The sequence below is a fragment of the Pelagimonas varians genome (assembly GCF_003208435.1).
In the GTDB taxonomy this organism is placed as follows: Bacteria; Pseudomonadota; Alphaproteobacteria; order Rhodobacterales; family Rhodobacteraceae; genus Pelagimonas; species Pelagimonas varians.
In genome coordinates this window covers 36,705-61,536 of sequence record NZ_QKMF01000007.1, presented here as the reverse complement: position 1 = coordinate 61,536, position 24,832 = coordinate 36,705, and the positions used below count along the sequence as shown (strand labels likewise).

The following is a 24,832-nucleotide window of genomic DNA, read 5'->3' as shown; positions in this document are numbered from 1 at the left end:
TCATTCCGCCGGGCTAAGGGCGCGGGCTGCCGCCGGACGCATTAGGATATTGGTTGTTAGGGCGGATAGGGTGATGACCAACAGCGTTAGCAAAGCTGCAACGGACAAGGTCGGGATGCCCGATAGACCCGCACCGATGGTACAGCCGCCAGCTAGAACGCCGCCGATGCCCATCATCACCGCGCCCGAAATGTAGCGTAGGGTCTCAGGGGCGGATGTGAAGCTTTGCCATTGCAGGCGGCGGGCAGCGGCGGCTGAGACAAAGCTGCCCAGAAGAGTGCCACCAATCAAACCCAGACCGAAGTTGGCGGGGATTGACGAGGCCGCCACGGTCCAGAACAAGGTGTCCGTCCAAGGCGAGGTGAAGGCGAGGCTTTCCATCGCGACCGGATCAAAATCATCATACAGAATAAAGCCGGTGCCGACCCATCCCAAGGGGACCAAGGCCCCGATCAATGCCGCTGCTAGCAACATGGACGGGCGGTTGCCCGAACGTAGGCCAACGGCCAAGGCGGCGATGGCCAGCACGCCGGTCCAAAACAATGCGCCGCCCGGCAGGGACGCTAGGCTGATTGCGTCACCCATTGGTAGGGTGATTGCACCCAAGCTGCTGCGCAATGGGGCCAGCGCGCCTTTGAGGATCGCATGGGCCGAGATGGCAAAGACAAGTAAAACAGTGACAGCCCGCAGGTTGCCGGTGGCGGACAAGATCGTCAGGCGGGACGCACAGCCACGTGTTAGAACCATGCCCGCTCCAAACAAGGTACCGCCCACCAAAATAGCTGCGATCGGCAAGTCAGATGTCAAAAAGCGGTGGTCATCAAAACTGATGAGCTCATAGCCAACGGCAAGTTGGGTGCCAATCACCGCCACGGCCAATGCAGTGAGCCAGACGCCCAGTGCCTGACGACGATCTTCCCCGACCAAACCACGGCGAAAGCAAAATTTCGTACGTTCAGCCAGCGCGCCAAACAGCGCGCCAAGGATCAATGCGAAGTAGACTGCGACTTGGGGCGCGGTCAGGTCTTCAAAGCCTAGCGATTCGAACATGGATGCCTCCGGTTTTGGAACAGTGTTCCGTTTGGAGTGTGAAAACCTGTCTGGCAAGGGTTTTGCATGCACAAATTCGCATGAGTAATGGGACGCTGTTCCAAAACCGGCGTGTGGATAGTTGCTTTGTCCCCGAAGGCGACCAATTGCGGAACTTTGGCTTTGGCCATGGGGTGCTGCGCGTGACGATGTTCTTAGTTTTCTATGTTTGGCAGAACCGGATTCATTGCCGGAAAATGCACAAAAGGCGGCCCGATGGACCGCCTTTTGAAAACTTTTTGCCAAATTTGGATTAACGGCCGCGGATACGGGGGTCCAAAGCGTCGCGAAGCCCATCGCCCAGATAGTTCACCGACAAAACCGTCAATGAAATGGCGATACCGGGTAACAAGACGCGTTCGGGATATTCTTCCATCCGGACCACCGCATCAGCCAACATTTTGCCCCATGTCGGGAAGTCGGACGGGAAGCCGACTCCAAGAAAGCTGAGCGCGCTTTCGGTGATGATCGCCGTAGCAAGGCCCAAAGCGGCAGACACTAGAATGGGGGACAGCACGTTTGGCAGCAAGTGGCGGCCAATGATCTTGCCGGGCAGGGTGCCGATCGACCGCGCCGCCAGCACAAACTCGCGCTCTTTGATGGCGAGCACATCGCCGCGCACAATCCGCGCTGTTGGCATCCATGACGTCACCGAGATGATGGACACAATCAGAATGAACATGCCCCCCTCGGGTCCAAAGGCAGTGGTAAGCGGTTGCCTGAACAAGGTCACCGCCAACAGCAATAGCGGCAGCACCGGCAGAGCCAGAAACAGATCGGTTGTCCGCATCAGCAATCCATCGAGCTTTTTGTAGTAACCGGCGGCAACTCCAATCGCTGTCCCGATCAACAGGCTAAGCACCATCGCCGCCCAACCCACGGCCATGGAGGCGCGGCCGCCAGACAGGATTTGCGCCAGCTGATCGCGGCCCAGTTGGTCAGAGCCAAGAGGTTTTTCCCAGCCAACTTTGGCATCGGCATCCCAAATGGCCGTATAGATCGGGCGCATGTTCTTGTTCCGGATGTCGATCTTTTGCGGCTCAACGCTCCACAGCAGCGGACCGATCAGAACAGCAAGGGTGATAAAAATCAAAAACCCGAGGCCGAACATAGCGCCTTTGTGTTTGGTGAACTGATCCCATACGTCTTTCCAGCGTGACCGTGGTGGTTTGTCCGGACCTTTGTCCTTGAGGGCTTCGATGGGGGCAATGGTCTCAGTCATAGCGAATCCTCGGGTCGAGCAGGCCGTAGAGGATATCTGCAATCAAGTTGAACATCACGATAAGCACCGCAAAGATAAAGGTCAGGGTCATGACACCGGGGAGGTCGTTGGCAAACAGCCATGTCAGCAAAAGCTGGCCAATGCCGTTCACTTTGAACACGTTCTCGGTGATGATTGCGCCGCCAAAGATTGACGGAATCCCCAGCGCAATAACTGTGACCACGGGGATCATTGAATTGCGCAGGACATGGACAAGAACCACAACGCTTTCGCTGAGTCCTTTGGCACGGGCGGTGCGTACATAATCCTGACCGAGGTTATCGAGCATGGAGGCGCGCATGTAGCGGCTGAGCATCGCCGTGATCTGAAGCGCCAGCACCATGACCGGCATAATCATTTGCTGTAATTGCTCTTTTAAGCTTGCCCAGTCGTTGACCACATGTGTGGTGTCATAAATCGACGGGAACCAACCCAACCACACCGAAAACACAACAATCAGCAGCGGTCCAGTAAAGAACGGCGGGATCGAAAAACCGATCATAGTGACAAAAGTTCCGGCCTGATCAAAGACTGAATACTGGCGATAGGCGGAATAGATGCCGATGGGCAGGGCGATCAAGATGCCGACAACGTAAGCCACACCAACAACCCACAGGGTCTGGGGAATGCGCTGGATGACGATATCCATCACCGGTGATCGGGTTTGCCAGCTGATCACGCGTTGTTTGCCTTCGGAAAAACTGGTTCCGAACATGGCGTCGATCGCCACCTGCGGTTCGATCCAAAAGACTTGGACCAGCCATTTCCAATATTGCACCAGTGCAGGTTCACCTACACCCAGCGCTTCACGCATCTTTTGTTTAACTTCAGGTGGGACAGTCAAAGGCACTTGGGCCATTGGGTCGCCCGGTGCCAGCTGAAGCAACATGAAGATGACGAAACTGATGAACAGAAGCGTCGGAATCGAAAGAAGCAGTCGCCTGATTGCATATGTTAGCATGCGGCGCCTCGGTTCATTAGGTTCATGGGGTTTTAAGTCCTTTTGAGAAGGGCCGGATTTACGCGCCCATCACAATAAATAAAAACGGGTGCAGCACATCAATGCTGCACCCGAAGTCGCATTACTTCATGCGGTACCAGTCGGCAACGTTCCAAAGTTCGCTATCCCAAACGTTCAGGATAACACCACCAAGGGTGTTGGAATGTGCGGACAGGCGGCCACGGTGAACCAGCGGGATCATCGCACCTTCTTCGAAGGCCATCAGGCTCAGCTGTTTACCGATGCGCGAACGCTCGGCCATATCGGCGGTTGCCGACAGTTCAGCATGCAGTGCGTCAAACTCTTCGGAGCAGAAGCGCGAGATGTTTTCACCCTGCCACTGTGTTTCCGGACGCGGAGCTTTGTCGCACAGACCGTTACCCAGATACGCCTGAGGATCGGTGCCGTTGAAGGTGTTGGCGTACATTTCTACGTCTGCGTAGAACTTCTGGAAGGTGTCAGGCGAACCTGCGTCACCACCAAAGAAGACAGAGCCGTCAACATTGCGCAGTTCGACTTCCATGCCGATCTGTTCCCACCAGTCTTTGATCAGCGCTTGGAAATCCTGACGGACAGCGTTGGTCGAGGTCTGATAGAGAATGGAGAGAGGCACACCGTCTTTTTCGCGAACGCCGTCGCCGTCGGTGTCAACGATGCCAGCATCGTCGAGCATCTTCTTGGCACCGTCCAGATCCTGAACATCACAGCCTTCTACGTCGACTGCAAATGCGTCAGGGGCCGGAACCCAAGAGCAAGACACACGGCCAGCTTGACCATAGCCAACTTCAACCAGCAGTGGGCGGTCGATGGCCATGGACATGGCTTTGTAGACCGCAGGATCGCTCAGGAACGGGTGAGGACGGATAACCGAACGCTCTTCCGGACCCAGTTCGGCGCTGGGGTTGGTGTTGTTCAGCATGATGCGCTCTAGCAGCGGGCCAAAGCCTGCGACTGGTTTGCCTTTGCCGGCTTTTTCCATTTTGGCAATCACGTCGGGTGCCAACTGAAGGTTCCAACCGTAGTCGAATTCGCCTGTTTCCATCACAGCTGTGCCGGATGCTGCCGCGCTGCCGCCACCTTTGAAGGTTACTTTGGCAAATGCGGGTTTGGCCGGATCGCGGTAGTTGTCATTTGCAGACATGACGATCACGTCGTTCGGCTTAAATTCGTCAACCACAAAGGGGCCGGTGCCGATCGGGTTAAAGTTTTGCTCGGTGCAGGTGGATGCAGCAGCGCCAAGGCAGCTTGAGAACTGGGCCTTTTGCAGGATGGGGCTTTCACCGCCAACAAACGGGCCATAGGGGTTTGGCGTCGCGCTGGCAAACTTGATGATAACCGTGGTGTCGTCAGGTGTTTCGACTGCGGTGACACCTTCGAATTTGGTCAGCTGTGCACAACCGCCTTCGGGATGGGTGCAATACTCATAGGTGAAAGCAACATCTGCCGATGTCAGAGCAGATCCGTCGGACCATTTCAGGCCGGGTGTCAGTTTCCACGTGATCGACATCAGGTCTTCGCTGACGCCGCCATTGGCGACTGTGGGCACTTCGTTGACCAGCCAAGGCACCAGTTCGCCTTTTTCGTTATAGCGGGCTAGCGGCTCGATGATCATCGAAGCTGATTCGACGTCCTTGGTGCCACCGGACAGGAACGGGTTCAGGATCGAAGGGGCCTGCCAATAAATGATTTTGACTTCGCCGTCGCTGCCGCGATCAGCAAAAGCAGCGGGGGCCAGCGCGAAAGACGCCGCGGCCCCAAGCATCAAAGACTTGAGTTTCATGTCACTCTCCATGTTGGTTGGGCAGGGGTCTTTGCCCCCGTCCATTATTGATCTGAGTGGCATCGAGATTGGGACAATCAAAGGCCAACTGGAAGAGCTGCCCCGAGACAATACACAAAACCGAAAACCACACTGCAGGTATCGAAGACTTTCGCACAACAAATTGCAAGGGCTGCGTTCCTTAATTTTCGCGCTGACCCAGAGTTAACTTTCGCGCAAGGGGTTTACACTGCGCAGAGGCTGGCACTAGCCTTGGCGCTGAAAATGGATTTGGAGCGCTAACAATGCTTGATGCGGCCCCGACAGAGAAAAACACTGGTCCTGTAGCCAAAATTGAAAAGCTGCGGGTAGAATTTCAGACAAAAGATGGCCCGGTGATCGGTGTCGAGGACGTCTCGTTCGAAGTTGGCGCTGGTGAAACCGTCTGTGTTGTCGGAGAATCAGGGTCCGGGAAATCGGTCTCTTCCCTGTCTTTGATGCGCCTTGTCGAATATGGCGGTGGTGAAATTTCAGGCGGTCGCCTGCTTTTTGATCGCCGCAATGGCGAGCAGATTGATCTGACAACCGTTGACCAAAATAAAATGCGCGGGATTCGCGGCGACGAGATCGGGATGATCTTTCAAGAGCCGATGACTGCCCTGAACCCCGTGTTCACCGTTGGCCGCCAACTGACCGAGGGGCTCCGGGTGCATTTGGGTCTCAATAAGGATGATGCAAAAGAACGTGCGTTGGACCTTCTGCGCCAAGTGCGCATTCCGGAGCCAGAGCGCCGGTTGGATCAATACCCGCATGAATTGTCCGGCGGTATGCGCCAGCGTGTTGTGATCGCCATGGCTTTGGCCTGTAAACCGCGCCTTTTGATTGCGGATGAGCCGACAACAGCCTTGGATGTGACCATCCAAGCAGAAATTCTGGCGTTGATGGATCGTTTGAAACGCGAAACCGGCACGGCTGTGATGTTCATCACCCATGACATGGCGGTTGTGGCACAGATGGCGGACCGCGTTGTTGTCATGTTCCGTGGCAACAAGGTCGAAGAGGGGACAGTCGAAGAAATCTTCGAGAACCCGCAGCATCCCTATACTCAGGCGCTGTTGGCCGCGGTTCCCAAACTGGGCGAAATGACAGGCAAGGATCTGCCAGAACCCATGCGTCTGGTCGGGCAAGAGGACCATGTTCCTCAGCCCATCGTCGGTACCAATGAAACCTTGCTGAAAGTATCAAACCTGACCACACGCTTCGCGGTCAAGGGGGGCTTTTTCCGCCGCACCGTCGCCAATGTGCATGCGGTCGAGGATTTGTCATTTACCATCAACAAGGGCCAAACCCTAAGTCTGGTTGGCGAATCCGGCTGCGGAAAGTCCACGGCTGGCCGCTCGATTTTGCGTCTGGTTGAACCGCAGTCCGGTCAGGTTGAATTTGACTGCTGTGATGTGATGTCTTTGGACAACAAGGCCCTGCACAAAGTCCGTCAGGATATGCAGATGATCTTTCAAGATCCGTTTGCCTCGCTGAACCCGCAGATGTCACTGATTGATCAGGTTTCCGAACCGATGCTGAATTATGGCACCGCTTCGGGCAGTGAATTGCACGACCGCGTTGCCAATCTGTTTGACCGGGTGGAACTGCCGCGCAGCTTTATGCGCCGGTATCCGCATGAATTGTCCGGCGGGCAGCGTCAGCGGATCGCCATTGCGCGCGCCCTTGCCCTGAACCCGAAACTGATTGTCGCCGACGAAGCCGTGTCCGCTCTGGATGTTTCGGTGCAGGCTCAAGTCATTAATTTGATGATGGAATTGCAGGCGGAACTGGGGCTTGGCTATTTGTTTATCAGCCACGATATGGCGGTTGTTGAACGGGTCAGCCACCATGTTGGAGTGATGTATCTTGGCCGTATTGTCGAACTCGGACCGCGCCGCGCCGTGTTCGAAAATCCGCAACACGCTTATACCAAAGCTTTGATGAGCGCGGTTCCCATTGCAGATCCGCGCAAGCGGAAATCGGAAAAAGATCTGAATTTCAAACCGATTCCGTCCCCCATTCATCCGGTTGGCTATCAGGCCGGACCGTCTGAATACAAAGAGGTCAGTCCGGGGCACAAAGTCTTGATTTCGGATAGCGGATATTGAATATATTTCCGTGATCTAGTCACGGGGCATGACCAAATGCGCATTTTTCAAAAAGTCAGGGGGGCAATGACCTACCTGACCTTTTGTTTTGTACTCGCTAGTTGTGCGTCCTTGTCACCGCCACCGCAGGGCCCTTTGGTGCCCGATCGGGTGGCAGACAGTCTTCGGCTCGCATCGCACAACGTGCATTTCATCCGGTCGGATCGTGACAATGGTGCATGGTCGCTTGCGGATTGGGACCGCCGCAAAGAGGCGCTGGATGCGACGTTCAAGGCCATGGATGCGGATATCGTCGCCTTTCAAGAGATGGTCAGCATGGGGGCCACCGAAGACCGGTCTGTCAATCTGGCGCAAGAGTTTTTGCAAACGCGCAATTCTGACTATGCCATTGCTGCCACCGGTGACTGGCAGGTCTTTCCAACACGTCAGCCGATTTTCTATCGCAAAGACCGGTTGACGCTGCTGGATCAGGGGTGGTTCTATTTCGATGACCCGTCTGAGATCGCGCAGGAAACTGCGTCGCCCGCTTTTTGGATATACTATTGTTCATGGGCCAAGTTTTCGGACCGACAGAGGCGAAATTTCTACGTCTATAATCTTCATTTTCACTATCACGACTCAGACAAACGCCAAACTGCGGCGCATGCCCTTGCGCAGCGGATTGCGCCCGCCTTGGAACGCGGCGATCCGGTGTTCGCCATGGGCGATACCAATGCGCTGAGCGATGGTGTTGCTGTTCATATTCTGCGCAGGGCTGGTCTGAAAATAAGCGAAGCGGTTGGGGCAACCTTTCACTTTAATGCCGGTCTTGGCCTGTATGGTGCGATTGACCGGATCGGCAGCGCCCCGCAGATCGAACAAATTGGCGGACCGTGGGTGGTGCGCCAAAAATTTGAGGGGGACTGGCCCTCGGATCACTATCCAATTGTTGCGGATTTCCGGCTGCCTTAGGTTTTGCCCCCCCTTTGCGTGACACCGGCCTGCAAAGGCGTAAGGTGCGACCACAATGCGAATAAGGATTCCCATGACCGACACTTTGACACCGCGTGCGATTTTGGAGCGGTTGGTTGCTTTTCCAACGGTCAGCAGCGACAGCAACCTTGATCTGATTGACTGGGTTGAAACCTATCTGACTTCGCACGACATCATCTGTCATCGCCATTGGAATGACACGGGTGACAAGGCGGCGCTGTTTGCCCATGTCGGGCCAGAAATCGAGGGTGGGGTAGTTTTGTCAGGCCACACGGACGTGGTTCCGGTCGCAGGGCAAAACTGGTCCAGCGATCCGTTCACTTTGGTCGAGCGCGATGGCAGGCTGTTCGGGCGCGGATCGACTGATATGAAAGGGTTTGACGCCCACGCGATCTGGGCCATGGTCGAGGCGCAAAAGCGCGGCATCAACCGCCCATTGCAAATCGCGCTTAGCTTTGACGAAGAAATCGGCTGCACCGGCGCCGAAGGTCTGGCCAAAGCCATGCAGATATTGCCCAAGGCCAGCGACGTGATTGTCGGCGAACCGACAGAGCTGCGCACCGTTCTGGGACACAAGGGTTTTGTCAATTTTGAAGTGCATATCCAAGGGTTTGAGGTTCACAGCTCGATCCTTGCCACCGGTGTCAGCGCCATCATGTATGGTGCGAAATTGATCGAATGGTGCAATCAGGTGAACGAAACCCAAGCCGCAGCGGTGCCGCAGGGCATGGCCGCCCAGTTTGACCCGCCTTACACCAATGTTCATGTCGGAATGATCAGCGGCGGCACAGCCCATAACATCACGGCCAAAGATTGCCGGTTCGGTGTTGGCTTTCGCGTTGTCCCCGGTGAAACGCTTGATCAGTGGCGTGATGCCTTTGAAAAAGCCCGCCGGTCGCTTGAGATAACGATGCAGGCCGTGCGCCCTGAAACCGCGATTGTCGCCACCGAGACCTTTGGACTGCCTCCCTTTGCACCGGAACAAGACAACAGCGCAGAGCAATTGGTGCGTCAGTTAACGGGTGATAATTCTGATGGTTTTGTCAGCTATGGAACCGAGGCCAGTCACTTTCAAAACGCAGGCTACAATGTGGTGGTCTGCGGGCCGGGCAACATAGACGTGGCCCATCAACCAGATGAATTCATCACCCTTGCCCAGTTCACCGAAGGGCACCGGTTTATGGAACGGTTGTTAGATAGGTTGACCTAAGGTTAGGCATTGTTGCCGTTTAAAAATTGGGCACTGGGCGGGCGCGGGGGGCCGGGTTTTCAACGCAGGGGTAGACCACTTGCGTTGTTAAGAACAGGGTGTCACAGTGCATCCACCGGTCCCCGAGGGGGTCGTGGGCGCCGCTGGCGCAAACCCACCCGAATTCATGGAGCACTTCATGCCCGTTAAGAACCGTTTTGCCGAGTTGCAGGATGAAATTACCCTATGGCGCCGCGACCTGCACGAGAACCCCGAGATCTTGTTCGACACGCACCGTACATCGGCGCTGGTCGCTCAAAAGCTACAAGAGTTTGGCTGTGACGAGGTCGTCACCGGCATTGGCCGCACCGGCGTTGTTGGTGTGATCAAGGGGCGCGAAACCGGATCTGGCAAGGTTATTGGCTTGCGGGCGGATATGGACGCGCTGCCAATCTTGGAAGCAACTGGCCTGGACTATGCGTCGAAAACACCGGGCGCGATGCATGCGTGCGGTCACGATGGCCACACGGCCATGTTGCTGGGGGCTGCGAAATACCTGTCCGAAACCCGCAATTTTGACGGCACTATTGTTGTAATCTTCCAACCCGCCGAAGAAGGCGGCGGCGGCGGCAAGGAAATGTGCGACGACGGCATGATGGATCGCTGGAACATCCAAGAGGTCTATGGCATGCACAATTGGCCGGGGCACCCTTTGGGCAGTTTTGCGATCCGTCCCGGGTCCTTTTTTGCTGCAACAGACACCTATAGCATCACCTTCGAGGGCAAGGGCGGCCACGCGGCCAAACCGCATGAGACAATTGATACCACAGTGATGTCGGCGCACGCTGTATTGGCGTTGCAAACCATTGCGTCGCGCAATGCCGATCCGGTGGATCAAGTCGTGGTTTCCGTGACCTCGTTCGAGACCTCCTCCAAGGCATTCAATGTGATTCCGCAATCGGTTGAGCTGAAGGGCACGGTTCGCACCATGTCCAAGGAGATGCGCGAACTGGCTGAAAAGCGGATCAATGAGGTCTGCCAAGGCATCGCGACCACTTTTGGCGGCACGGCTGAAGTGACCTACAACCGGGGCTATCCGGTGATGGTCAATCACGAGGCGCAAACCGAATTTGCAGCAGATGTGGCCCGTTCGATCTCGGGGCAATGTGATGAGGCACCTCTGGTCATGGGCGGCGAAGACTTTGCCTTTATGCTCGAAGAGCGGCCCGGTGCCTATATTCTGGTCGGCAATGGCGACACTGCAGCTGTTCACCATCCTGAATACAATTTCAATGACGACGCGATTCCCGCTGGCTGCAGCTGGTGGGCTGAAATCGCCGAGAAGCGTATGCCAATCAGTTGATCAGACATTGAAGCGGGCGCACCTTTTGTGAAACTGGCGCGCCCCGAAGTTACAAAGACAAAAGGCGGCCCAATCAAAGGCCGCCTTTTGCATGTTCAATAGTCTGGGGTGTTACCGGCCCTTGCGCTTTTTCGCGCCGGTCATGGTTTTTTTCACCATTTTCGAGAACGCTTTGCCCCGAGCCCGCTGCCGCGCCACGCTTTCGGTGTTGATCGCATCCTCGCGCAGCAATTTGCGCCAGCGTTCCAAACGGTCCGTTTCCAACTCTCCGGCTTCGATGGCGGTGCGCACGGCGCAGCCCGGTTCCGATTCATGGTCGCAATTGTTGAACTTGCACTGGATTGCCAACTGTTCGATGTCATCGAAAACGGCACTGATGCCGTCCTCCATCCCTGCCAATTGCAATTCGCGCATGCCGGGGGTGTCGATCAGCCAACCGCCATAAGGCGTCGGAACCAAGGAGCGATGTGTGGTTGTATGACGTCCGCGCGCATCGTCTTCGCGAATGTCTTGGGTGATGGCGTTTTCGCCCGTGAGCGAGTTGCGCAATGTGGTTTTGCCAACCCCCGAAGATCCGATCAACGCAAGTGTTTGGCCGCCGCGGCACCAAGGGATCAACTGCGCCACGTCCTCCACATCTGTGGCATTCAGCGCAATCGCTGTCACCAGTGGTGAAATGCGTTCAGCTTGCCGTTGATAATCGCGGGCATCTTCTACGCGGTCGGCTTTGGTAAGTAATACCAAGGGCATAGCGCCAGCACTGCTGACCATGGCCAGATATCGCTCAAGCCGGGGCACGTTGAAATCGGCGTTGCAGCTAGTAACAATGGCGATGGTGTCGATATTGGCAGCGATGCGCTGTTGATACGACACATGGCCCGCCGCCTTGCGAGTCAGATTGGAAAACGGTTCAAGCCGGTGAAGTGCTTTGACACCATCGTTCAAAACCCAATCCCCGACGGCATATTCACCTGCGGATTCGGTTGGGATCAGCGATTTTTGGCCGTCTTCGGTCAGAACCAACAGCAGGTCACGTTGGACTTCGTAGATGCGGGCAGGGTGCAAATCTTTGGTATCTTCGCCGATTTGCCGTGCGAATTGATCCGACCAGCCAAGGTCGGAAAGAGTAAAATTGGTCAATGTTCTAGTCCCGTAAAGGCATGCATAAACCCTCCGCCGGATTGGCGGTCGGGCAGGCTTGCTCGGGCGGCACGATCAGTGATGTGCGGCCCGGAGGATGGATACAATCTCCAAAAAACCTCCCATTTGGCGGGTTGCGTTGAACGTGAGGTAGCCATTTGCATCGCTTCAAGCAAGGGGTTCTGGCAAATTGCCGCGCCTGTTGTTATGGCAAAGCCACGCATTCAAAACCGCCGAGGCAGCAGATGAGCGATCCAGTCAATATCATGTGCATCAAATGGGGCACACTGTTTGGGCCCGAGTACGTCAATCGGCTCTATTCGGGGGTGCGCCGGAATATGTCGCGACCCGTGCGGTTTTTCTGCATGACCGAGGAAACCGACGGGTTGCATCCCGACATCGAGGTGTTGCCGCTGCCGATCGAGCCCTTTCTAGAGCCGATGAATGCGGCCTTGGCAGTTGCCAACCGGCAAGGGGCGATGCGCAAGGTGTCCTTGTTCAAACCGGATTTGGTGCCCGATTTGAAGGGGCCGGTTCTGGGTTTTGATCTGGATGTGGTGATTACGGGGTCGTTGGACGAGATCCATGATCTCAAACCGGGAACAATTGCGATGCGCCATGATTGGGTCGAAGCCCGCAAAGGACGGCCCACGGGACACGGTTCGGTGTTTCGCTTCGATCCTCAGGCGCACCCGTTTTTGTACAATGATCTGGCGGCAAACCCCTATGATGAGGTCGAAAAGGCCCGCGGGTCCGAGCAGCGGTACACATCGCACAAGGCGATGGATAACAATGTGTTCACTTATATTCCCGGCGATTGGGTGGTTTCCTTCAAATATGATTGCAACCCTTTTCCGATGAATTACCTGCGTCCCGCGTCGTTGCCAGCGGCCGCGAAAGTGGTTTGTTTCCATGGCCGGCCCAAGATGCCAGAAGCCATAGAGGGATATAGCGGATCATTCATTCGCCGTGCAAAACCCTGCGATTGGCTGCAAGATCACTGGGTCGATCGGGCCCGCGCGGATTTGGGTCCGGACTGGGCCTAAGCTGCTTTCGCTTTGCCATCGTCCGGGCTGCGATTTTTCGACGAAAAATCGATCAGCGGTAGGGATCGACCCTGTGCTATTTGTCGGGCCGTAGATGTTTCCACAGTCGCTAAATCGGGCAGCAAACTGCCAGCAAACACAGCTCACCCTTGCCCCGCATCCGCAGGACAGGCTAAGAGCTACGCAAGATACATTGAGGAAAGGACGTTCATATGGCGCGTCGTGTAGTTGTCACAGGACTTGGACTGGTTACCCCGTTGGCTGATGGGGTTGAAGAAAGCTGGTCGCGGCTGCTCGATGGGCAGTCCGGCGCAGGCACAATCCAAAAGTTTGATGCAAACCATTTGGCGACCAATTACGCCTGCGAAGTGCCATATGGCGATGGATCTGACGGGACATTTGATCCCAATGCCTATCTGACGGGTAAAGAGCAAAAGAAGATCGACGAGTTTATTTTGTTTGGCATGGCTGCCGCGATTCAGGCCGTTAAGGATTCCGGATGGGAACCCGAAGACGAAGAGGCGCGCTATCGCACCGGTGTAATGATCGGCTCTGGTATCGGCGGGCTGAATTCCATCGCGGAAACCGCTGTTTTGATCAAGGAACGCGGCCCACGCCGTGTCTCGCCGTTCTTTATTCCGGGCGCTTTGATCAACCTGATATCGGGCAATGTGTCGATCAAGTTCGGCTTCAAAGGCCCCAACCATGCGGTTGTGACGGCCTGTTCAACCGGGGCCCATGCCATTGGCGACGCAGCCCGTTTGATTAAATACGGTGATGCGGACGTTATGGTTGCCGGCGGCGCGGAAGCGGCCATCGGAGAGATCGGCATCGCAGGTTTCAACGCCTGCAAGGCGCTGAGCACAAAACGTGCTGATGATCCCAAGGCCGCCTCGCGGCCCTATGATGCGGACCGCGACGGCTTTGTTATGGGCGAGGGAGCCGGTGTTCTGGTTCTCGAAGAATATGAACACGCCAAAGCGCGCGGTGCGAAAATTTACGCCGAGGTCTGCGGTTACGGTCTGTCAGGCGATGCCTATCACATCACTGCACCGTCATCCGACGGCGAGGGCGGCGAACGGTCTATGCGCGCAGCGCTCAAGGATGCGGGCATTGAACCCTCGGCGATTGACTATATCAACGCCCATGGCACATCGACCATGGCTGATACCATCGAGTTGGGCGCTGTCGAACGGATGATGGGCGATGCCGCGGCCAAAGCGACAATGTCATCGACCAAATCTGCAACCGGCCACCTTTTGGGCGCGGCTGGCGCAATCGAAGCGGTCTTTTCGATCCTTGCGATCCGCGATCAGGTTGCCCCGCCAACATTGAACCTTGAAAATCCAGCGGTGGAAACGCCGCTTAATCTGGCCCCCTTGGTGAAACAAGAACGCTCGATCAACTACGCATTGTCCAACAGCTTTGGCTTTGGCGGCACCAATGCCAGCGTTGTCTTCGGTAAGGTGGAGTAACCTCAGATGTGGCGCAGCCTTGCTTCGAACGCGTTGACCTTTTTGGTCGTCGCGATCTTCGTCCTTGCCGGCGTATTGATCTGGGGGCAAAACCAGTACAGCGCAGATGGCCCTTTGAGTCAGGCGATTTGTGTTGAGGTGCCGCGCGGCACCACAATGCGCAAAGTTTCGCTGGATCTGGAGGACCAAGGCGCGATCAGCAGCGGGGCCTTGTTCCGTATTGGTGCCGATTACACCAAGAAAACCCAAGCCCTAAAGGCGGGGAGCTATCTTGTTCCCGAAGGGGCCTCGATGTCAAAGATCACCGATGTCATCACGCGGGGCGGGGCCTCAACCTGCGGTACCGAAGTGGTGTTTCGTATCGGGGTGACCCGCTCGCTTGTGCAGGTGCGCGAAATTGATCCAACTTCTGGCCGGTATGAAGAAAAAGCGAATTTCAATCCGGCAGAGGGGGATGCGCCTGCAGCCTACACTGCGGTTTTGGACAAATCCGACACCCGCTATCGAATTGCTTTGGCCGAGGGTGTGACCAGCTGGCAGGTGCTTGATGCGCTCAAAAGCGTGGATTTGCTGAAAGGCGATGCCGACCTGCCTCCGGAAGGGGCTTTGGCCCCCGACAGCTATGAGTTTTCGCCGGGCGACACTCGTGCCAGCGTGCTTGGACGTATGCAAGATGCACAAGAGCTGATCTTGGCACAGGCATGGGGGGACCGGGCTGATGGTCTTCCTTATAAAACGCCTGAAGAGGCCTTGGTGATGGCGTCTATCGTGGAAAAGGAAACCGGCGGCGACGAAGAACGCGAACTGGTTGCCAGTGTGTTCGTCAACCGTCTGGATCGCGGTATGCGCCTGCAAACCGACCCGACGGTCATCTATGGCATCACCAAAGGCGTAGGCGTGTTGGGGCGTGGATTGCGGCAGTCAGAATTGCGCAAGGCCACGGCCTATAACACCTATGTCATTCCGGCTTTGCCACCGACGCCAATTGCAAATCCCGGCCGCGCAAGCATTGAAGCGGCGCTCAATCCTGTGGATAGCGACTTCATCTTCTTTGTGGCTAAAACGCTTGATCCTCGCGATGGGCATAATTTTGCAGAAACACTCGAAGATCATAACCGCAATGTCGCGGCGTATCGGGCGCTTGAGCGGGCAAACTAACAGCAACGGGCGACGTGTCAGCGCGTCGCCCGACCTACATGACCGGAGTGTGCAAATTTCATTTGTGAAATTTGGGATCCGGCGAATCTCAGTCGTTTTGAATAGCTGATAAAACATGCCGCAGAGTTCCAAAGTGCCCGGCGGTATCCAATACTTCCAGCTGTGCGTCGGGTAGGGCGCTTTTAAATGCATGGGCCATGGCCAGCGGGGCCCACGTGTCCTGTTGACCATGTATGAGATGTACCGGACACTGAACGTAGGGCAGATGGTTGGCCCATGGTCTGACATAGGCGGGCAATTCACGTAGGTATGTACCTTTGTGTTTGGTCAGGCCTTCATGCATGGCTCGGTAAACTGGCGCACTGGTGATCAACGCCGCTTCTCGCGGAGAACATCCGCGCGCGAGCATGCGAGCCATCAAGCCGGATGACAACCGGCTTAGAGTGGATTGAACCGACGTGAGGGCGGACAGTTGGCTGTGTGAACGCGCGGCGCGAAACACCGAAGCCCCGGCCATATCAGGCAAAAAATCACCCAGCTCAAGCGGTGCAGCGGCCGAAATCAAAGTCAGTTTTGCGACCTTATCCGGAGAGAGGGCTGCCAACCGCAAGGCGCAGGCAGCCCCCAATGAAAACCCGATCAAATGTAAAGGGCCAGACGGCAGGCCTAGGGCCATTTGCGCAAAGCTGGGGGCGCTGCGGTCCAACACACTCCAATCGCACCCACCAAGGGCCAGTTCCGCCGCCGAACCTGGCAATCCGTGCAGGTAGAGCGGTGTCATTGCCCGGAAATCTTAAGCTGCTTTTTCTTGGTCAGCCCAGAAAAGATGATCTTGTAAGAGGTTTCTATCCGGTCCCTAAGTTCATCTTCGGGCACCTGTGTCCAATCCAGTCGCAGCCAGCTGCGGTGAAAATATGGGGCTCTGACGCCGCGCCCCAAGTCGATCAGCAGTTGCGCATCTTCGACCGAGGGGGTTTTGACTGAAACGCCATCATTTTTCACGCCGATACTGGCGAACATCTTGTCGCCGACTTTCCACGCATCGTGCCCGCCGCCCCACGGATCGGAATTCACCGCGCCGGGCAATGCGCTGCAAATTTCATTCACAAGGTCCCGGTTCATTTTTCCACTCCTGCGTTGCCGTCCAAATTGTCTTGGATCACCAGACGCGGGCCGGTGCCGGTTTTTGCCGCGCGGTCGTCGTTGTTATACAGGTGGCAGCTGTCCAGCGACAGGCATCCGCATCCGATACACCCATCCAGACGGTTGCGCAGCCGCTGCATCATGGCAAGGCGCTGATCAATCACCCGTGCAAACCGCCGCGACATTCGCGTCCAATCCGATTTGTTCGGACCGCGTGTTTTGGGCAGCGGGGCCAGCTGTTCGCGGATTTCGGATAGGGTAAAGCCCATTTGCTGCGCGATCAGGATAAACGACAGACGCCGGATGTCTGTCCGCACAAACCGGCGCTGGCCACTATCTGTCCGGTAGGGATGCACCAAGCCTTCGGATTCGTAGTGTCGAATTGCCGACGGGGCCAGTCCTGTTCGGTCGGCCACATCACCAATTGTTAAATCCCGCGCCTTCATCATATTGTTTCCAAACGTTTCTTATAGTTTGCCCTCAAGTGTACTTGAGCCATTAGATTAAAGCCATCACACATTAGGAGAAAACAGATGCAAGCCAAACTCGAACATATCAATTTTACCGTTCCCGATGCCAAAGCCACCGCTCAATTCTTGCAAACCTTGTTTGGTTGGAAGACCCGCTGGGAGGGCAAGGCGCTCAATGACGGGTACACCGTGCATGTTGGCGGCGACGACAGCTATTTGGCTCTGTATAGCCCCAAACCCGCGCTGAAAGGGCGTGCGCCGCGCTATGACCACGAAGGTGCGATGAACCACATCGGTCTTGTGGTTGATGATCTGGACGGGGCAGAAAAAAGCGTTGTTGCCTTGGGGTATGTCCCGCACAATCATGGCGATTATGAACCGGGACGGCGGTTCTATTTTGATGGCCCTGATGGGGTTGAATACGAATTGGTCGAATACGACCGCGCCTCATAAGGGGCTTGTGGTCAGAGGTGCAGATGTGAGACCTCTGACCACATGTTTGCGATAACAGTTTCCGAGTTTCACAAGGGTATCGGGCTGCGGCTGCTGGCTGCGTTCCTGATGACGGTCATGTCTGCGGCTGTGCATGGCGCTGCCCAACACGCGCCGGTTGGTCAGATCATCTTTTGGCGCTCGGCTTTGGCCTTGGTCCCAATCGTGGTCTATATGGCGTGGCTGGGGGATTTTCCGCAGGGGCTGCGCAGCAAGCGCCCCGGACTGCATATCACCCGCAGCCTTCTGGGTGCGTTTTCCATGGCGATGTCCTTCTTGTCACTGGCCTACCTGCCGGTCGCCAATGCGCAGGCGCTGGCCTATCTGGCACCGGTTTTGTCCTTGCCCTTGGCGGCGTTGATGTTGGGCGAAAAGTTGACCCGAGCCATAGTCTTGGCCGTTGGTCTTGGATTTGCGGGGGTGATTGCACTGCTGTGGGACGCGCTGGGTCTGGCCGGAGACGGGACACTGATCGGAATCGGGGCAGGGCTGGCCTATGCGCTGACCATGGGTTTTGTCAGGGTGCATACCAAACGCATGACTGTGACCGAAAGCAGCACGACTATTGCGTTCTATTTCGCCGTCGTTTCTGCCGCCGTTGGGGCCGCAAGCCTGCCGTTTGGCTGGGCCCCTTTATCTGGGGGCACCATGGGCTGGCTGATCTTGGCGGGTCTGGCTGGAGGGATCGGCCATATCGCCGCCAATGAGGCAACGGCGCGGGCACCGGTTAGTGCCTTGGCTCCGTTTGATTTTACCGGACTGGTTTGGGCGCTTGGCTTTGATGTTGTGATTTTTGCAGCAGTGCCCGGGCCTTTGGGGCTGCTTGGGGCATTGGCGATCACCTGCGCTGCGGTTTTGGTCAGCTTTCGTCCTGCGCGGCCTTGACCGGCGCGCGCGCCTGCGCCACACTCACCTAATGAAGCAAACAGCCATTCAGACCTGCTGTATTATCACCTGACATCGTCGGGCACCCTTCCGCTGGATGGGCCCGATTTTGGCGGGCCGGCAATCTTGGTGCGAAGCTTCTATTCCAAATCCGAGCCGAAGTTGGTAAGCCCGCCGCGACCCCTGTTAAGGACGTGAGCCATGGACACTCAGAACCCGATTTTTCTGACCAACAGCAAGACACGCAAAAAGGAACGCTTTGTTCCGATTGATCCGAAAAATGTGCGGCTCTATTTGTGTGGACCGACGGTCTATGACCGTGCGCATTTGGGCAATGCCCGTCCGGTTCTGGTCTTTGATGTTTTGCAACGTCTGCTGCGCCACGTCTATGGCGCGGATCATGTGACCTATGTGCGCAATTTCACCGATGTGGACGACAAAATCAACGCAACGGCGATGGCGCGGAAAGAGGCAGGCGCGCAAGGCACACTCGAAGAACTGGTGCATGAACGTTCAAGCGAGACCATTGACTGGTATCATCAGGATATGGATGCACTAGGGGCGGCGCGCCCGGACCATGAACCGCGTGCTACCGAATATATCGATCAGATGGTTACAATGATTGCCGACCTCATCGCCAAGGGGCATGCCTATGAGGCAAAGGGCCATGTTCTGTTCCGCGTCCGGTCTTACAAGGATTATGGTCAGCTGTCAGGCCGGTCTGTTGATGACATGATTGCTGGCGCGCGGGTCGAAGTGGCCCCGTTCAAGGAAGACCCGATGGATTTTGTGCTATGGAAGCCGTCCACGGATGACCTGCCGGGCTGGCCGTCCCCTTGGGGCAGGGGCCGCCCGGGTTGGCATATCGAATGTTCCGCTATGGCGGATGATTTGCTTTGGAAAAAACCGTTGAAGCAGGGCCGCTTGTCTGATGCCGCCTTGGCCCGGCCACATGAATTTGACATTCATGGCGGTGGCAATGATCTGACTTTTCCTCACCATGAAAATGAAATTGCCCAAAGCTGCTGCGCCCACAGCGACAACGCGAACGAAGTTGGTTTCGCCAATGTCTGGCTGCACAACGAGATGTTGCAGGTCGAGGGCAAGAAGATGTCCAAGTCGCTGGGCAACTTCTTTACCGTCCGCGATTTGTTGGATCAGGGCATTCCGGGCGAAGTGATCCGCTTTGTGATGCTGTCGACGCACTACCGCAAACCGATGGATTGGACTGAGAAAAAGGCTCAGCATGCTAATAGCACTTTGGACAGTTTTGTAAGCCAAACAGTTAACATGGAACCTGCAAAAGACATTCCTGTCGAATTTTTAGAAGCCCTAGCTGATGATCTAAACACCTCCAAAGCAATTACCGTTTTGTACAGTTTGGCCAAGGCAAAGAGATTTGATGAATTGCTCGCGTCACTTTTGTTCTTAGGGTTTGATTTTTCAACCTTGGACGGTGGTTGGGTTGGAAACAATACGAGCCGCGCCTTGGAAGAACTGGTATTTGAATTGGAGAAGCTTAGAGCCGAAGCCATGGAAACCAAGGATTTCTCCCAAGTCGACCGGTTGAAAACCGCCTTGATTGACGCAGGGGTCGAAGTACGGATGTCCAAAGCCGGCGTAGAGCTGGTGTCGGGTCCAAATTTCGATGCGGCCAAGTTGGAGGGGCTGTAATGGGGGCGTTCTGGAATGTAAGACAGGGCTTGGCTGCGGGTGGGCAAGAAGCGCCCGCCCATGGGGGCGGTCGGGCGCTGCCCGGCGGTGCCGCCGGGCGAACCAGTTCCGGTGGGCAGGAGAAAAATCATGACACGTGAAAAGCTCTACCTCTACGACACCACCCTACGCGATGGCCAGCAAACCCAAGGTGTGCAATTCTCGACCGAAGAAAAGCTGCGGATCGCCGCTGCGCTGGACGATTTGGGCGTAGATTATATCGAAGGCGGCTGGCCGGGGGCGAACCCCACCGACAGCGCCTTTTTTGACGATGTGCCCAAGACCCGCGCGCAGATGACGGCCTTTGGCATGACCAAACGCGCCGGACGCTCTGCTGAAAATGATGACGTGCTGGCAGCTGTGTTGAATGCGGGCACTGCAGCGGTCTGTCTGGTTGGCAAAAGCCATGATTTTCACGTCACCACGGCGCTGGGCATCACGCTTGAAGAAAATCTTGAAAACATCCGCGCCTCGATTGCCCATATCGTATCTCAGGGCCGCGAGGCGCTGTATGACGCCGAGCATTTCTTTGACGGCTACAAGGGCAACCCGGACTATGCAATTCAAGCGCTTAGGGCGGCGCTGGATGCAGGTGCACGCTGGATTGTGCTGTGTGACACCAATGGCGGGACTTTGCCGCATGAAGTTGGTGAAATCACCCGCGCCGTGATCACAGCGGGCATTCCGGGGTCGAAACTGGGTATTCACACCCATAATGATACCGAAAACGCCGTGGCATGTAGCCTTGCCGCTGTTGATGCCGGTGCGCGCCAGATCCAAGGCACCCTGAACGGGCTGGGTGAGCGCTGCGGCAACGCCAATCTGACCACGTTGATCCCGACCTTGCTGCTCAAGGAACCCTATGCGTCGCGTTATGATATCGGTGTGAAACGCGAGACGCTGGAAAGCCTGACGCGGGTCAGCCGAATGCTGGATGAAATCCTCAATCGGGTGCCGATGAAACAGGCAGCCTATGTCGGGGCATCGGCCTTTGCCCATAAGGCCGGACTGCATGCCAGTGCCATTTTGAAAAACCCGACCACTTATGAACATATTGACCCTCGTATCGTTGGCAATCGCCGCATTGTGCCGATGTCAAATCAGGCAGGGCAGTCCAACCTGCGCAAACGTCTGGCCGAGGCAGGCCTTGAGGTTCCAAAAGACCATCCGGGCCTCAGCCTGATTTTGGATAAGGTCAAAGAGCGCGAGGCCATGGGGTATTCCTATGACACCGCACAGGCGTCGTTTGAGCTTTTGGCACGTGAAGTTCTGGGCCGGATGCCGGATCTGTTCGAGGTCAAACGCTACCGCGTCACGATTGAACGCCGCAAGAACAAGTACAACCAGATGGTATCGCTGTCCGAAGCGGTTGTTGTGGTCAAAATCGGCGACGAGAAAAAGCTGTCCGTCAGCGAAAGCATGGATGAATTCGGGTCGGACCGCGGTCCGGTGAACGCTTTGGCGCGGGCACTGGCCAAGGATCTTGGTCCCTACCAAGAGATGATCAATGACCTGCGCTTGGTCGATTTCAAAGTGCGCATCACCCAAGGTGGCACAGAGGCGGTGACCCGTGTCATTATCGATAGCGAAGACAAAAACGGCCAGCGATGGTCAACGGTGGGCGTCAGTGCCAACATCGTAGATGCCTCGTTCGAGGCGCTGCTGGATGCGGTCCGGTGGAAGCTGATCCGCGACGGGGCCTGCTGATGGCGGCCTCTCCGTTCTTTACATTGCACCGCGATTTGCCGCGCGAAGGGCCGGGAAATCGGGCTGAGCTGGATGCCGCTTTGGCGCAAGTCACCTTGCCCGATGCACCGCGTATCCTGGACGCCGGATGCGGGCCGGGGGCAGATATCGAAGGTCTGCTGGATCATGCCCCAGACGCGCAGTTGACGGCGATCGATGGCCAAGAACATTTCATCGCACAGGTTCGGGCGCGGTGGGGCGATGATCCGCGCGTGACCGCCTTGTTCGGTAACATGCTGGACGCTGAAGGACCGTTTGATCTGATCTGGTCGGCTGGGGCCTTGTATTTCCTCGGGATCGAGACAGCGCTTGCAGAAATGCACAAGCGGCTTGCCCCCGGCGGGGCATTGATTTTTTCCGAGCTGGTGTTTCTGACACAAGATCCCGATCCGGAGCTACACAAACAATGCCTGATCGACTATGCGGCGATTGCCCATGTCTGTGAGCTTGAGGACAAGGTCCGCGCAGCCGGTTATAGGCTGGTGTCTTGCTCTGCGGTGTCTGATGCTGCGTGGGAGGCTTATTACACCCCGATGGACGCGCGAGTGAAACTCTTGCGCCTTGATGCCGGAGCAGAGCTGACCAAAGTGCTGGATGAGGCCGAAGCGGAATCTGCGCTTTGGCGCAAATACAAACGGCAATTCGGCTATGCGCAGATTGTGGCAGTGAGAGAAACATGAGCGATCCCTTTACCGACAACCCCGATCTGGTGGCCTGCGCGTCGCTGGTGCAAAAAGGCGATGCGGACCGGTTTGCCGCTGCGATGGCCGTGCCGGTTTCTGCCCGCGCAGTGCTGTTCCCGATTTATGCGTTTAACATCGAAGTGTCCCGCGCCGCATGGGCCAGCAAAGAGCCGATCATCGCCCAGATGCGGCTGCAATGGTGGCTGGACACTTTGGATGAGATCGAAGCTGGCGGCATGGTGCGCCGCCACGAAGTGGTGACGCCATTGGCCTTGGTCTTGCAGGGGCAAGATTTGCGCCGCCTTAGGGATTTGACCCGCGCCCGTGAATTGGATCTTGAAAAAGCCCCTTTTGCGGATGCGGATGCGTTGGACAGCTATCTGGACCAGACCGCCGGATTTCTAGCTGTTCAAGCTGCCGATGCCTTGGGTGCGCCGAAAGCGGTGTTTCCAGAAATCATGTATTGGGGACGTGCGGCCGGATTTGTGCGCTACTTGCAAGCTGTACCGGAACTTGAAACACGCGGGAAACTGCCTTTGCCAGATGGCCGGCCCGAAGCATTGGTGGCGATGGCAACTGCGCAACTGGACAGTTTGGCCAAACACCGGTCCTTGCGGCGCTTAAAGCGCGCTATGGGGCCGGCAGGGGCGGCAGTGCAAGAGTTTTGGCAGGCAAAACCCTTGCTGCAGCAGATTGTTCGTGACCCCAATTGTGTTGCCGAAGGTCGCTTGCAACTTAGCGAATTTTCCAGACATTGGCGATTGTTAGCGACCTAAGACTTGTGATCCAAAGGCGCGCGATGAGGCCTTAGGCCTCGTTCAAATCCTTAGGGCGCAAGACCAGCCAGATCAGCGCAGCCCCGGCCAAGGCCAAAAACGGCACCATGGCGATATTGACAGCAGCCCAGCCTTGCTGGGCAGATCCGCCGGAGCAATTCATCAATCCGCCTGAGCTGAGCGAGGCAAAGGTCACGCCGCCAAAGACGATAAGATCGTTCATACCTTGCAGGCGGCCACGTTCTTCTGGCGCATGCGATCCTGCCAACATGGCCGTGGCCCCGATAAAGCCGAAGTTCCAGCCAATTCCTAGCAGGACCAGTGCGATAAAGAAGTTTTCCAGCTCAACCCCTTGCAAGGCGACCAGACCGGCCGCGCCCAAGATGACCAAACCTGCCGCAATCACTTTTTCGACGCCGAATTTGGCGATCAAATGACCGGTAAAGAAACTAGGGGCAAACATGGCCAACACGTGGGCGGTGACAACATAACCGGCGATGAATTGGAACTGTTCGCGCAATGTGCCTGCGGGGACCAGATTGCTGATATAGTCTGGCACTTCGGTGTCGCCAGACAATCCACATCCCACGACCGCCAAAGGCGTTGAGGTCATCACAAGGTTCATCAACGCGTAGGACACCATAGCTGCAATGATCGCCACAGCGATACGCGGCGTGCGCAGCATTTCCATCCGCGTCCGGCCTTTTGGCGAATCCGCAGTTGGCGCGGGCGGCTTGGGGATATCGAGAAAGAAGAACAACCCGGCCCCGACGGTGTTGAGGATAGCAACCATCAGGTAGGTGCCAAAAAACGGGATCGGGCCAAAGGCCAGTGATGAAAAGTTACCAAGCTGCGGCCCGATCACAGCCGCCAGCAAGCCGCCCGCCATCACATAGGAAATCGCTTTTGGGCGAAATTCGTCCGAGGCGGTGTCCGCAGCCGCAAAGCGGTAAAAGCCCTGCGCCGACATATAGACACCTGTGACCAAGCTGCCCATCAAGAAGATGGCGAAATTGGCTTGGTAGAGACCAAAGGCGGCGATGGCAGCCCCCAAAGCGCCCATAAAGGCCCCAAGCAAGAATCCGGCTTTGCGTCCGTGGCTTTGCATAAAGCTGGAAACCGGCGTGGCCGCCAGCATAGAGCCAAGCACAATCAACGAGATTGGCAGCGTGGCAAAACAGGGGTTCGGGGCCAGCTGCAAACCGGCCAAACCGCCGATGGTAAAAATCATCGGCATTTGCGCACCCAAAATGGCCTGAGCCAATACGAGAACGGTTACATTGCGGCGGGCGCGGGTATCATCAACTTGGGTCATTCGGGAA

The 24,832-nt window shown here is 56.4% G+C and carries 22 protein-coding genes; 13 read left to right on the top strand and 9 right to left on the bottom strand.

All coding sequences use genetic code 11. The annotated features are described in order from the left end of the window. From C8N36_RS11155 to C8N36_RS11135, 4 genes are all read right to left on the bottom strand, one after another. The gene (locus C8N36_RS11155; RefSeq protein WP_097804695.1) at positions 1-1,050 is read right to left on the bottom strand and encodes a YeeE/YedE family protein; all 1,050 of its coding nucleotides are present in this window, start codon (positions 1,048-1,050) and stop codon (positions 1-3) included. A 292-nt stretch (positions 1,051-1,342) separates the two neighbouring features. Continuing rightward, a complete protein-coding gene (locus C8N36_RS11145) occupies positions 1,343-2,311 on the bottom strand; it encodes an ABC transporter permease (protein ID WP_097804626.1) in 969 nt (322 codons plus the stop codon). Next, the gene (locus tag C8N36_RS11140; RefSeq protein WP_097804627.1) at positions 2,304-3,311 is read right to left on the bottom strand and encodes an ABC transporter permease; all 1,008 of its coding nucleotides are present in this window, start codon (positions 3,309-3,311) and stop codon (positions 2,304-2,306) included. Before C8N36_RS11140 ends, C8N36_RS11145 begins: the two co-directional genes overlap by 8 nt. A 121-nt stretch (positions 3,312-3,432) precedes the next feature. Further along, positions 3,433-5,130, bottom strand: coding sequence for a peptide ABC transporter substrate-binding protein (locus tag C8N36_RS11135; protein WP_097804696.1), 1,698 nt, complete (start codon positions 5,128-5,130; stop codon positions 3,433-3,435). 284 nt (positions 5,131-5,414) lie between these two features. On the opposite strand from C8N36_RS11135, the gene C8N36_RS11130 reads away from it, so the two are divergent. The 4 genes from C8N36_RS11130 to C8N36_RS11115 all read left to right on the top strand — a co-directional run bounded on the left by C8N36_RS11130 (position 5,415) and on the right by C8N36_RS11115 (position 10,783). Continuing rightward, positions 5,415-7,259 (top strand): ABC transporter ATP-binding protein, encoded by a 1,845-nt coding sequence (locus C8N36_RS11130; protein WP_097804628.1) that lies wholly within the window; start codon positions 5,415-5,417, stop codon positions 7,257-7,259. A gap of 66 nt (positions 7,260-7,325) precedes the next feature. Continuing rightward, positions 7,326-8,210: an endonuclease/exonuclease/phosphatase family protein gene (locus C8N36_RS11125; RefSeq protein WP_170125854.1), complete on the top strand. Its 885-nt coding sequence runs from the start codon at positions 7,326-7,328 to the stop codon at positions 8,208-8,210. Between the two features lie 73 nt (positions 8,211-8,283). Beyond that, a complete protein-coding gene (argE, locus tag C8N36_RS11120) occupies positions 8,284-9,441 on the top strand; it encodes an acetylornithine deacetylase (protein ID WP_097804630.1) in 1,158 nt (385 codons plus the stop codon). Between the two features lie 178 nt (positions 9,442-9,619). Beyond that, complete coding sequence (locus C8N36_RS11115) at positions 9,620-10,783, top strand: M20 aminoacylase family protein (RefSeq protein WP_097804631.1); 1,164 nt, start codon at positions 9,620-9,622, stop codon at positions 10,781-10,783. A gap of 111 nt (positions 10,784-10,894) precedes the next feature. Here C8N36_RS11115 and rsgA read toward each other — a convergent pair whose 3' ends face one another. Further along, positions 10,895-11,923, bottom strand: a complete 1,029-nt coding sequence (rsgA, locus tag C8N36_RS11110) for a ribosome small subunit-dependent GTPase A (RefSeq protein WP_097804632.1) — start codon at positions 11,921-11,923, stop codon at positions 10,895-10,897. Positions 11,924-12,168: 245 nt separating this feature from the next. Between rsgA and C8N36_RS11100 the strand changes: the two genes are divergently transcribed. The 3 genes from C8N36_RS11100 (at position 12,169) to mltG (ending at position 15,602) form a co-directional block, all read left to right on the top strand. After that, positions 12,169-12,969 carry a glycosyl transferase gene (locus C8N36_RS11100; RefSeq protein ID WP_097804634.1) on the top strand — a complete coding sequence of 267 codons (801 nt, stop codon included), beginning with the start codon at positions 12,169-12,171 and terminating at the stop codon, positions 12,967-12,969. A gap of 212 nt (positions 12,970-13,181) precedes the next feature. Continuing rightward, positions 13,182-14,444, top strand: coding sequence for a beta-ketoacyl-ACP synthase II (gene fabF, locus C8N36_RS11095; protein WP_097804635.1), 1,263 nt, complete (start codon positions 13,182-13,184; stop codon positions 14,442-14,444). A gap of 6 nt (positions 14,445-14,450) precedes the next feature. Further along, positions 14,451-15,602, top strand: a complete 1,152-nt coding sequence (gene mltG, locus C8N36_RS11090) for an endolytic transglycosylase MltG (protein ID WP_097804636.1) — start codon at positions 14,451-14,453, stop codon at positions 15,600-15,602. Between the two features lie 88 nt (positions 15,603-15,690). On the opposite strand, the gene C8N36_RS11085 is transcribed toward mltG, so the two are convergent. The 3 genes from C8N36_RS11085 to soxR are packed head-to-tail and all read right to left on the bottom strand — an operon-like array spanning position 15,691 to position 17,194. After that, complete coding sequence (locus tag C8N36_RS11085; protein WP_097804637.1) at positions 15,691-16,383, bottom strand: alpha/beta hydrolase; 693 nt, start codon at positions 16,381-16,383, stop codon at positions 15,691-15,693. Next, positions 16,380-16,724: an MmcQ/YjbR family DNA-binding protein gene (locus C8N36_RS11080; RefSeq protein ID WP_097804638.1), complete on the bottom strand. Its 345-nt coding sequence runs from the start codon at positions 16,722-16,724 to the stop codon at positions 16,380-16,382. The genes C8N36_RS11085 and C8N36_RS11080 overlap by 4 nt, the downstream gene beginning before the upstream one ends. Beyond that, positions 16,721-17,194: a redox-sensitive transcriptional activator SoxR gene (gene soxR, locus C8N36_RS11075; protein ID WP_245910788.1), complete on the bottom strand. Its 474-nt coding sequence runs from the start codon at positions 17,192-17,194 to the stop codon at positions 16,721-16,723. Before soxR ends, C8N36_RS11080 begins: the two co-directional genes overlap by 4 nt. 84 nt (positions 17,195-17,278) lie before the next feature. On the opposite strand from soxR, the gene C8N36_RS11070 reads away from it, so the two are divergent. From C8N36_RS11070 to C8N36_RS11045, 6 genes are all read left to right on the top strand, one after another. Next, a complete protein-coding gene (locus tag C8N36_RS11070) occupies positions 17,279-17,668 on the top strand; it encodes a VOC family protein (protein ID WP_097804639.1) in 390 nt (129 codons plus the stop codon). Between the two features lie 42 nt (positions 17,669-17,710). After that, positions 17,711-18,592 (top strand): DMT family transporter, encoded by an 882-nt coding sequence (locus tag C8N36_RS11065; RefSeq protein WP_097804640.1) that lies wholly within the window; start codon positions 17,711-17,713, stop codon positions 18,590-18,592. A gap of 201 nt (positions 18,593-18,793) precedes the next feature. Beyond that, positions 18,794-20,266 (top strand): cysteine--tRNA ligase, encoded by a 1,473-nt coding sequence (gene cysS, locus C8N36_RS11060; RefSeq protein ID WP_097804641.1) that lies wholly within the window; start codon positions 18,794-18,796, stop codon positions 20,264-20,266. A gap of 129 nt (positions 20,267-20,395) precedes the next feature. After that, on the top strand, positions 20,396-22,012 hold the full coding sequence (gene cimA, locus C8N36_RS11055) for a citramalate synthase (protein WP_097804698.1): 1,617 nt from the start codon (positions 20,396-20,398) through the stop codon (positions 22,010-22,012). Beyond that, positions 22,012-22,731: a class I SAM-dependent methyltransferase gene (locus tag C8N36_RS11050; RefSeq protein WP_170125853.1), complete on the top strand. Its 720-nt coding sequence runs from the start codon at positions 22,012-22,014 to the stop codon at positions 22,729-22,731. Before cimA ends, C8N36_RS11050 begins: the two co-directional genes overlap by 1 nt. Next, the gene (locus C8N36_RS11045) at positions 22,728-23,510 is read left to right on the top strand and encodes a squalene/phytoene synthase family protein (RefSeq protein ID WP_097804643.1); all 783 of its coding nucleotides are present in this window, start codon (positions 22,728-22,730) and stop codon (positions 23,508-23,510) included. Before C8N36_RS11050 ends, C8N36_RS11045 begins: the two co-directional genes overlap by 4 nt. Positions 23,511-23,541: 31 nt before the next feature. On the opposite strand, the gene C8N36_RS11040 is transcribed toward C8N36_RS11045, so the two are convergent. Further along, the gene (locus tag C8N36_RS11040; RefSeq protein WP_097804644.1) at positions 23,542-24,825 is read right to left on the bottom strand and encodes an MFS transporter; all 1,284 of its coding nucleotides are present in this window, start codon (positions 24,823-24,825) and stop codon (positions 23,542-23,544) included. Positions 24,826-24,832 lie beyond the last annotated feature (7 nt).

Excerpts from the sequence above, each read along its gene's own strand:
- C8N36_RS11135 (WP_097804696.1), bottom strand. The coding sequence starts at position 5,130 with ATGAAACTCAAGTCTTTGATGCTTGGGGCCGCGGCGTCTTTCGCGCTG.
- cysS (WP_097804641.1), top strand. The coding sequence starts at position 18,794 with ATGGACACTCAGAACCCGATTTTTCTGACCAACAGCAAGACACGCAAA.
- C8N36_RS11130 (WP_097804628.1), top strand. The coding sequence starts at position 5,415 with ATGCTTGATGCGGCCCCGACAGAGAAAAACACTGGTCCTGTAGCCAAA.
- mltG (WP_097804636.1), top strand. The coding sequence starts at position 14,451 with ATGTGGCGCAGCCTTGCTTCGAACGCGTTGACCTTTTTGGTCGTCGCG.
- argE (WP_097804630.1), top strand. The coding sequence starts at position 8,284 with ATGACCGACACTTTGACACCGCGTGCGATTTTGGAGCGGTTGGTTGCT.
- C8N36_RS11100 (WP_097804634.1), top strand. The coding sequence starts at position 12,169 with ATGAGCGATCCAGTCAATATCATGTGCATCAAATGGGGCACACTGTTT.
- C8N36_RS11115 (WP_097804631.1), top strand. The coding sequence starts at position 9,620 with ATGCCCGTTAAGAACCGTTTTGCCGAGTTGCAGGATGAAATTACCCTA.
- C8N36_RS11145 (WP_097804626.1), bottom strand. The coding sequence starts at position 2,311 with ATGACTGAGACCATTGCCCCCATCGAAGCCCTCAAGGACAAAGGTCCG.
- C8N36_RS11085 (WP_097804637.1), bottom strand. The coding sequence starts at position 16,383 with ATGACACCGCTCTACCTGCACGGATTGCCAGGTTCGGCGGCGGAACTG.
- C8N36_RS11040 (WP_097804644.1), bottom strand. The coding sequence starts at position 24,825 with ATGACCCAAGTTGATGATACCCGCGCCCGCCGCAATGTAACCGTTCTC.
- C8N36_RS11045 (WP_097804643.1), top strand. The coding sequence starts at position 22,728 with ATGAGCGATCCCTTTACCGACAACCCCGATCTGGTGGCCTGCGCGTCG.
- C8N36_RS11080 (WP_097804638.1), bottom strand. The coding sequence starts at position 16,724 with ATGAACCGGGACCTTGTGAATGAAATTTGCAGCGCATTGCCCGGCGCG.
- cimA (WP_097804698.1), top strand. The coding sequence starts at position 20,396 with ATGACACGTGAAAAGCTCTACCTCTACGACACCACCCTACGCGATGGC.
- C8N36_RS11065 (WP_097804640.1), top strand. The coding sequence starts at position 17,711 with ATGTTTGCGATAACAGTTTCCGAGTTTCACAAGGGTATCGGGCTGCGG.
- C8N36_RS11155 (WP_097804695.1), bottom strand. The coding sequence starts at position 1,050 with ATGTTCGAATCGCTAGGCTTTGAAGACCTGACCGCGCCCCAAGTCGCA.
- C8N36_RS11140 (WP_097804627.1), bottom strand. The coding sequence starts at position 3,311 with ATGCTAACATATGCAATCAGGCGACTGCTTCTTTCGATTCCGACGCTT.
- soxR (WP_245910788.1), bottom strand. The coding sequence starts at position 17,194 with ATGATGAAGGCGCGGGATTTAACAATTGGTGATGTGGCCGACCGAACA.
- C8N36_RS11125 (WP_170125854.1), top strand. The coding sequence starts at position 7,326 with ATGACCTACCTGACCTTTTGTTTTGTACTCGCTAGTTGTGCGTCCTTG.
- C8N36_RS11070 (WP_097804639.1), top strand. The coding sequence starts at position 17,279 with ATGCAAGCCAAACTCGAACATATCAATTTTACCGTTCCCGATGCCAAA.
- C8N36_RS11050 (WP_170125853.1), top strand. The coding sequence starts at position 22,012 with ATGGCGGCCTCTCCGTTCTTTACATTGCACCGCGATTTGCCGCGCGAA.
- fabF (WP_097804635.1), top strand. The coding sequence starts at position 13,182 with ATGGCGCGTCGTGTAGTTGTCACAGGACTTGGACTGGTTACCCCGTTG.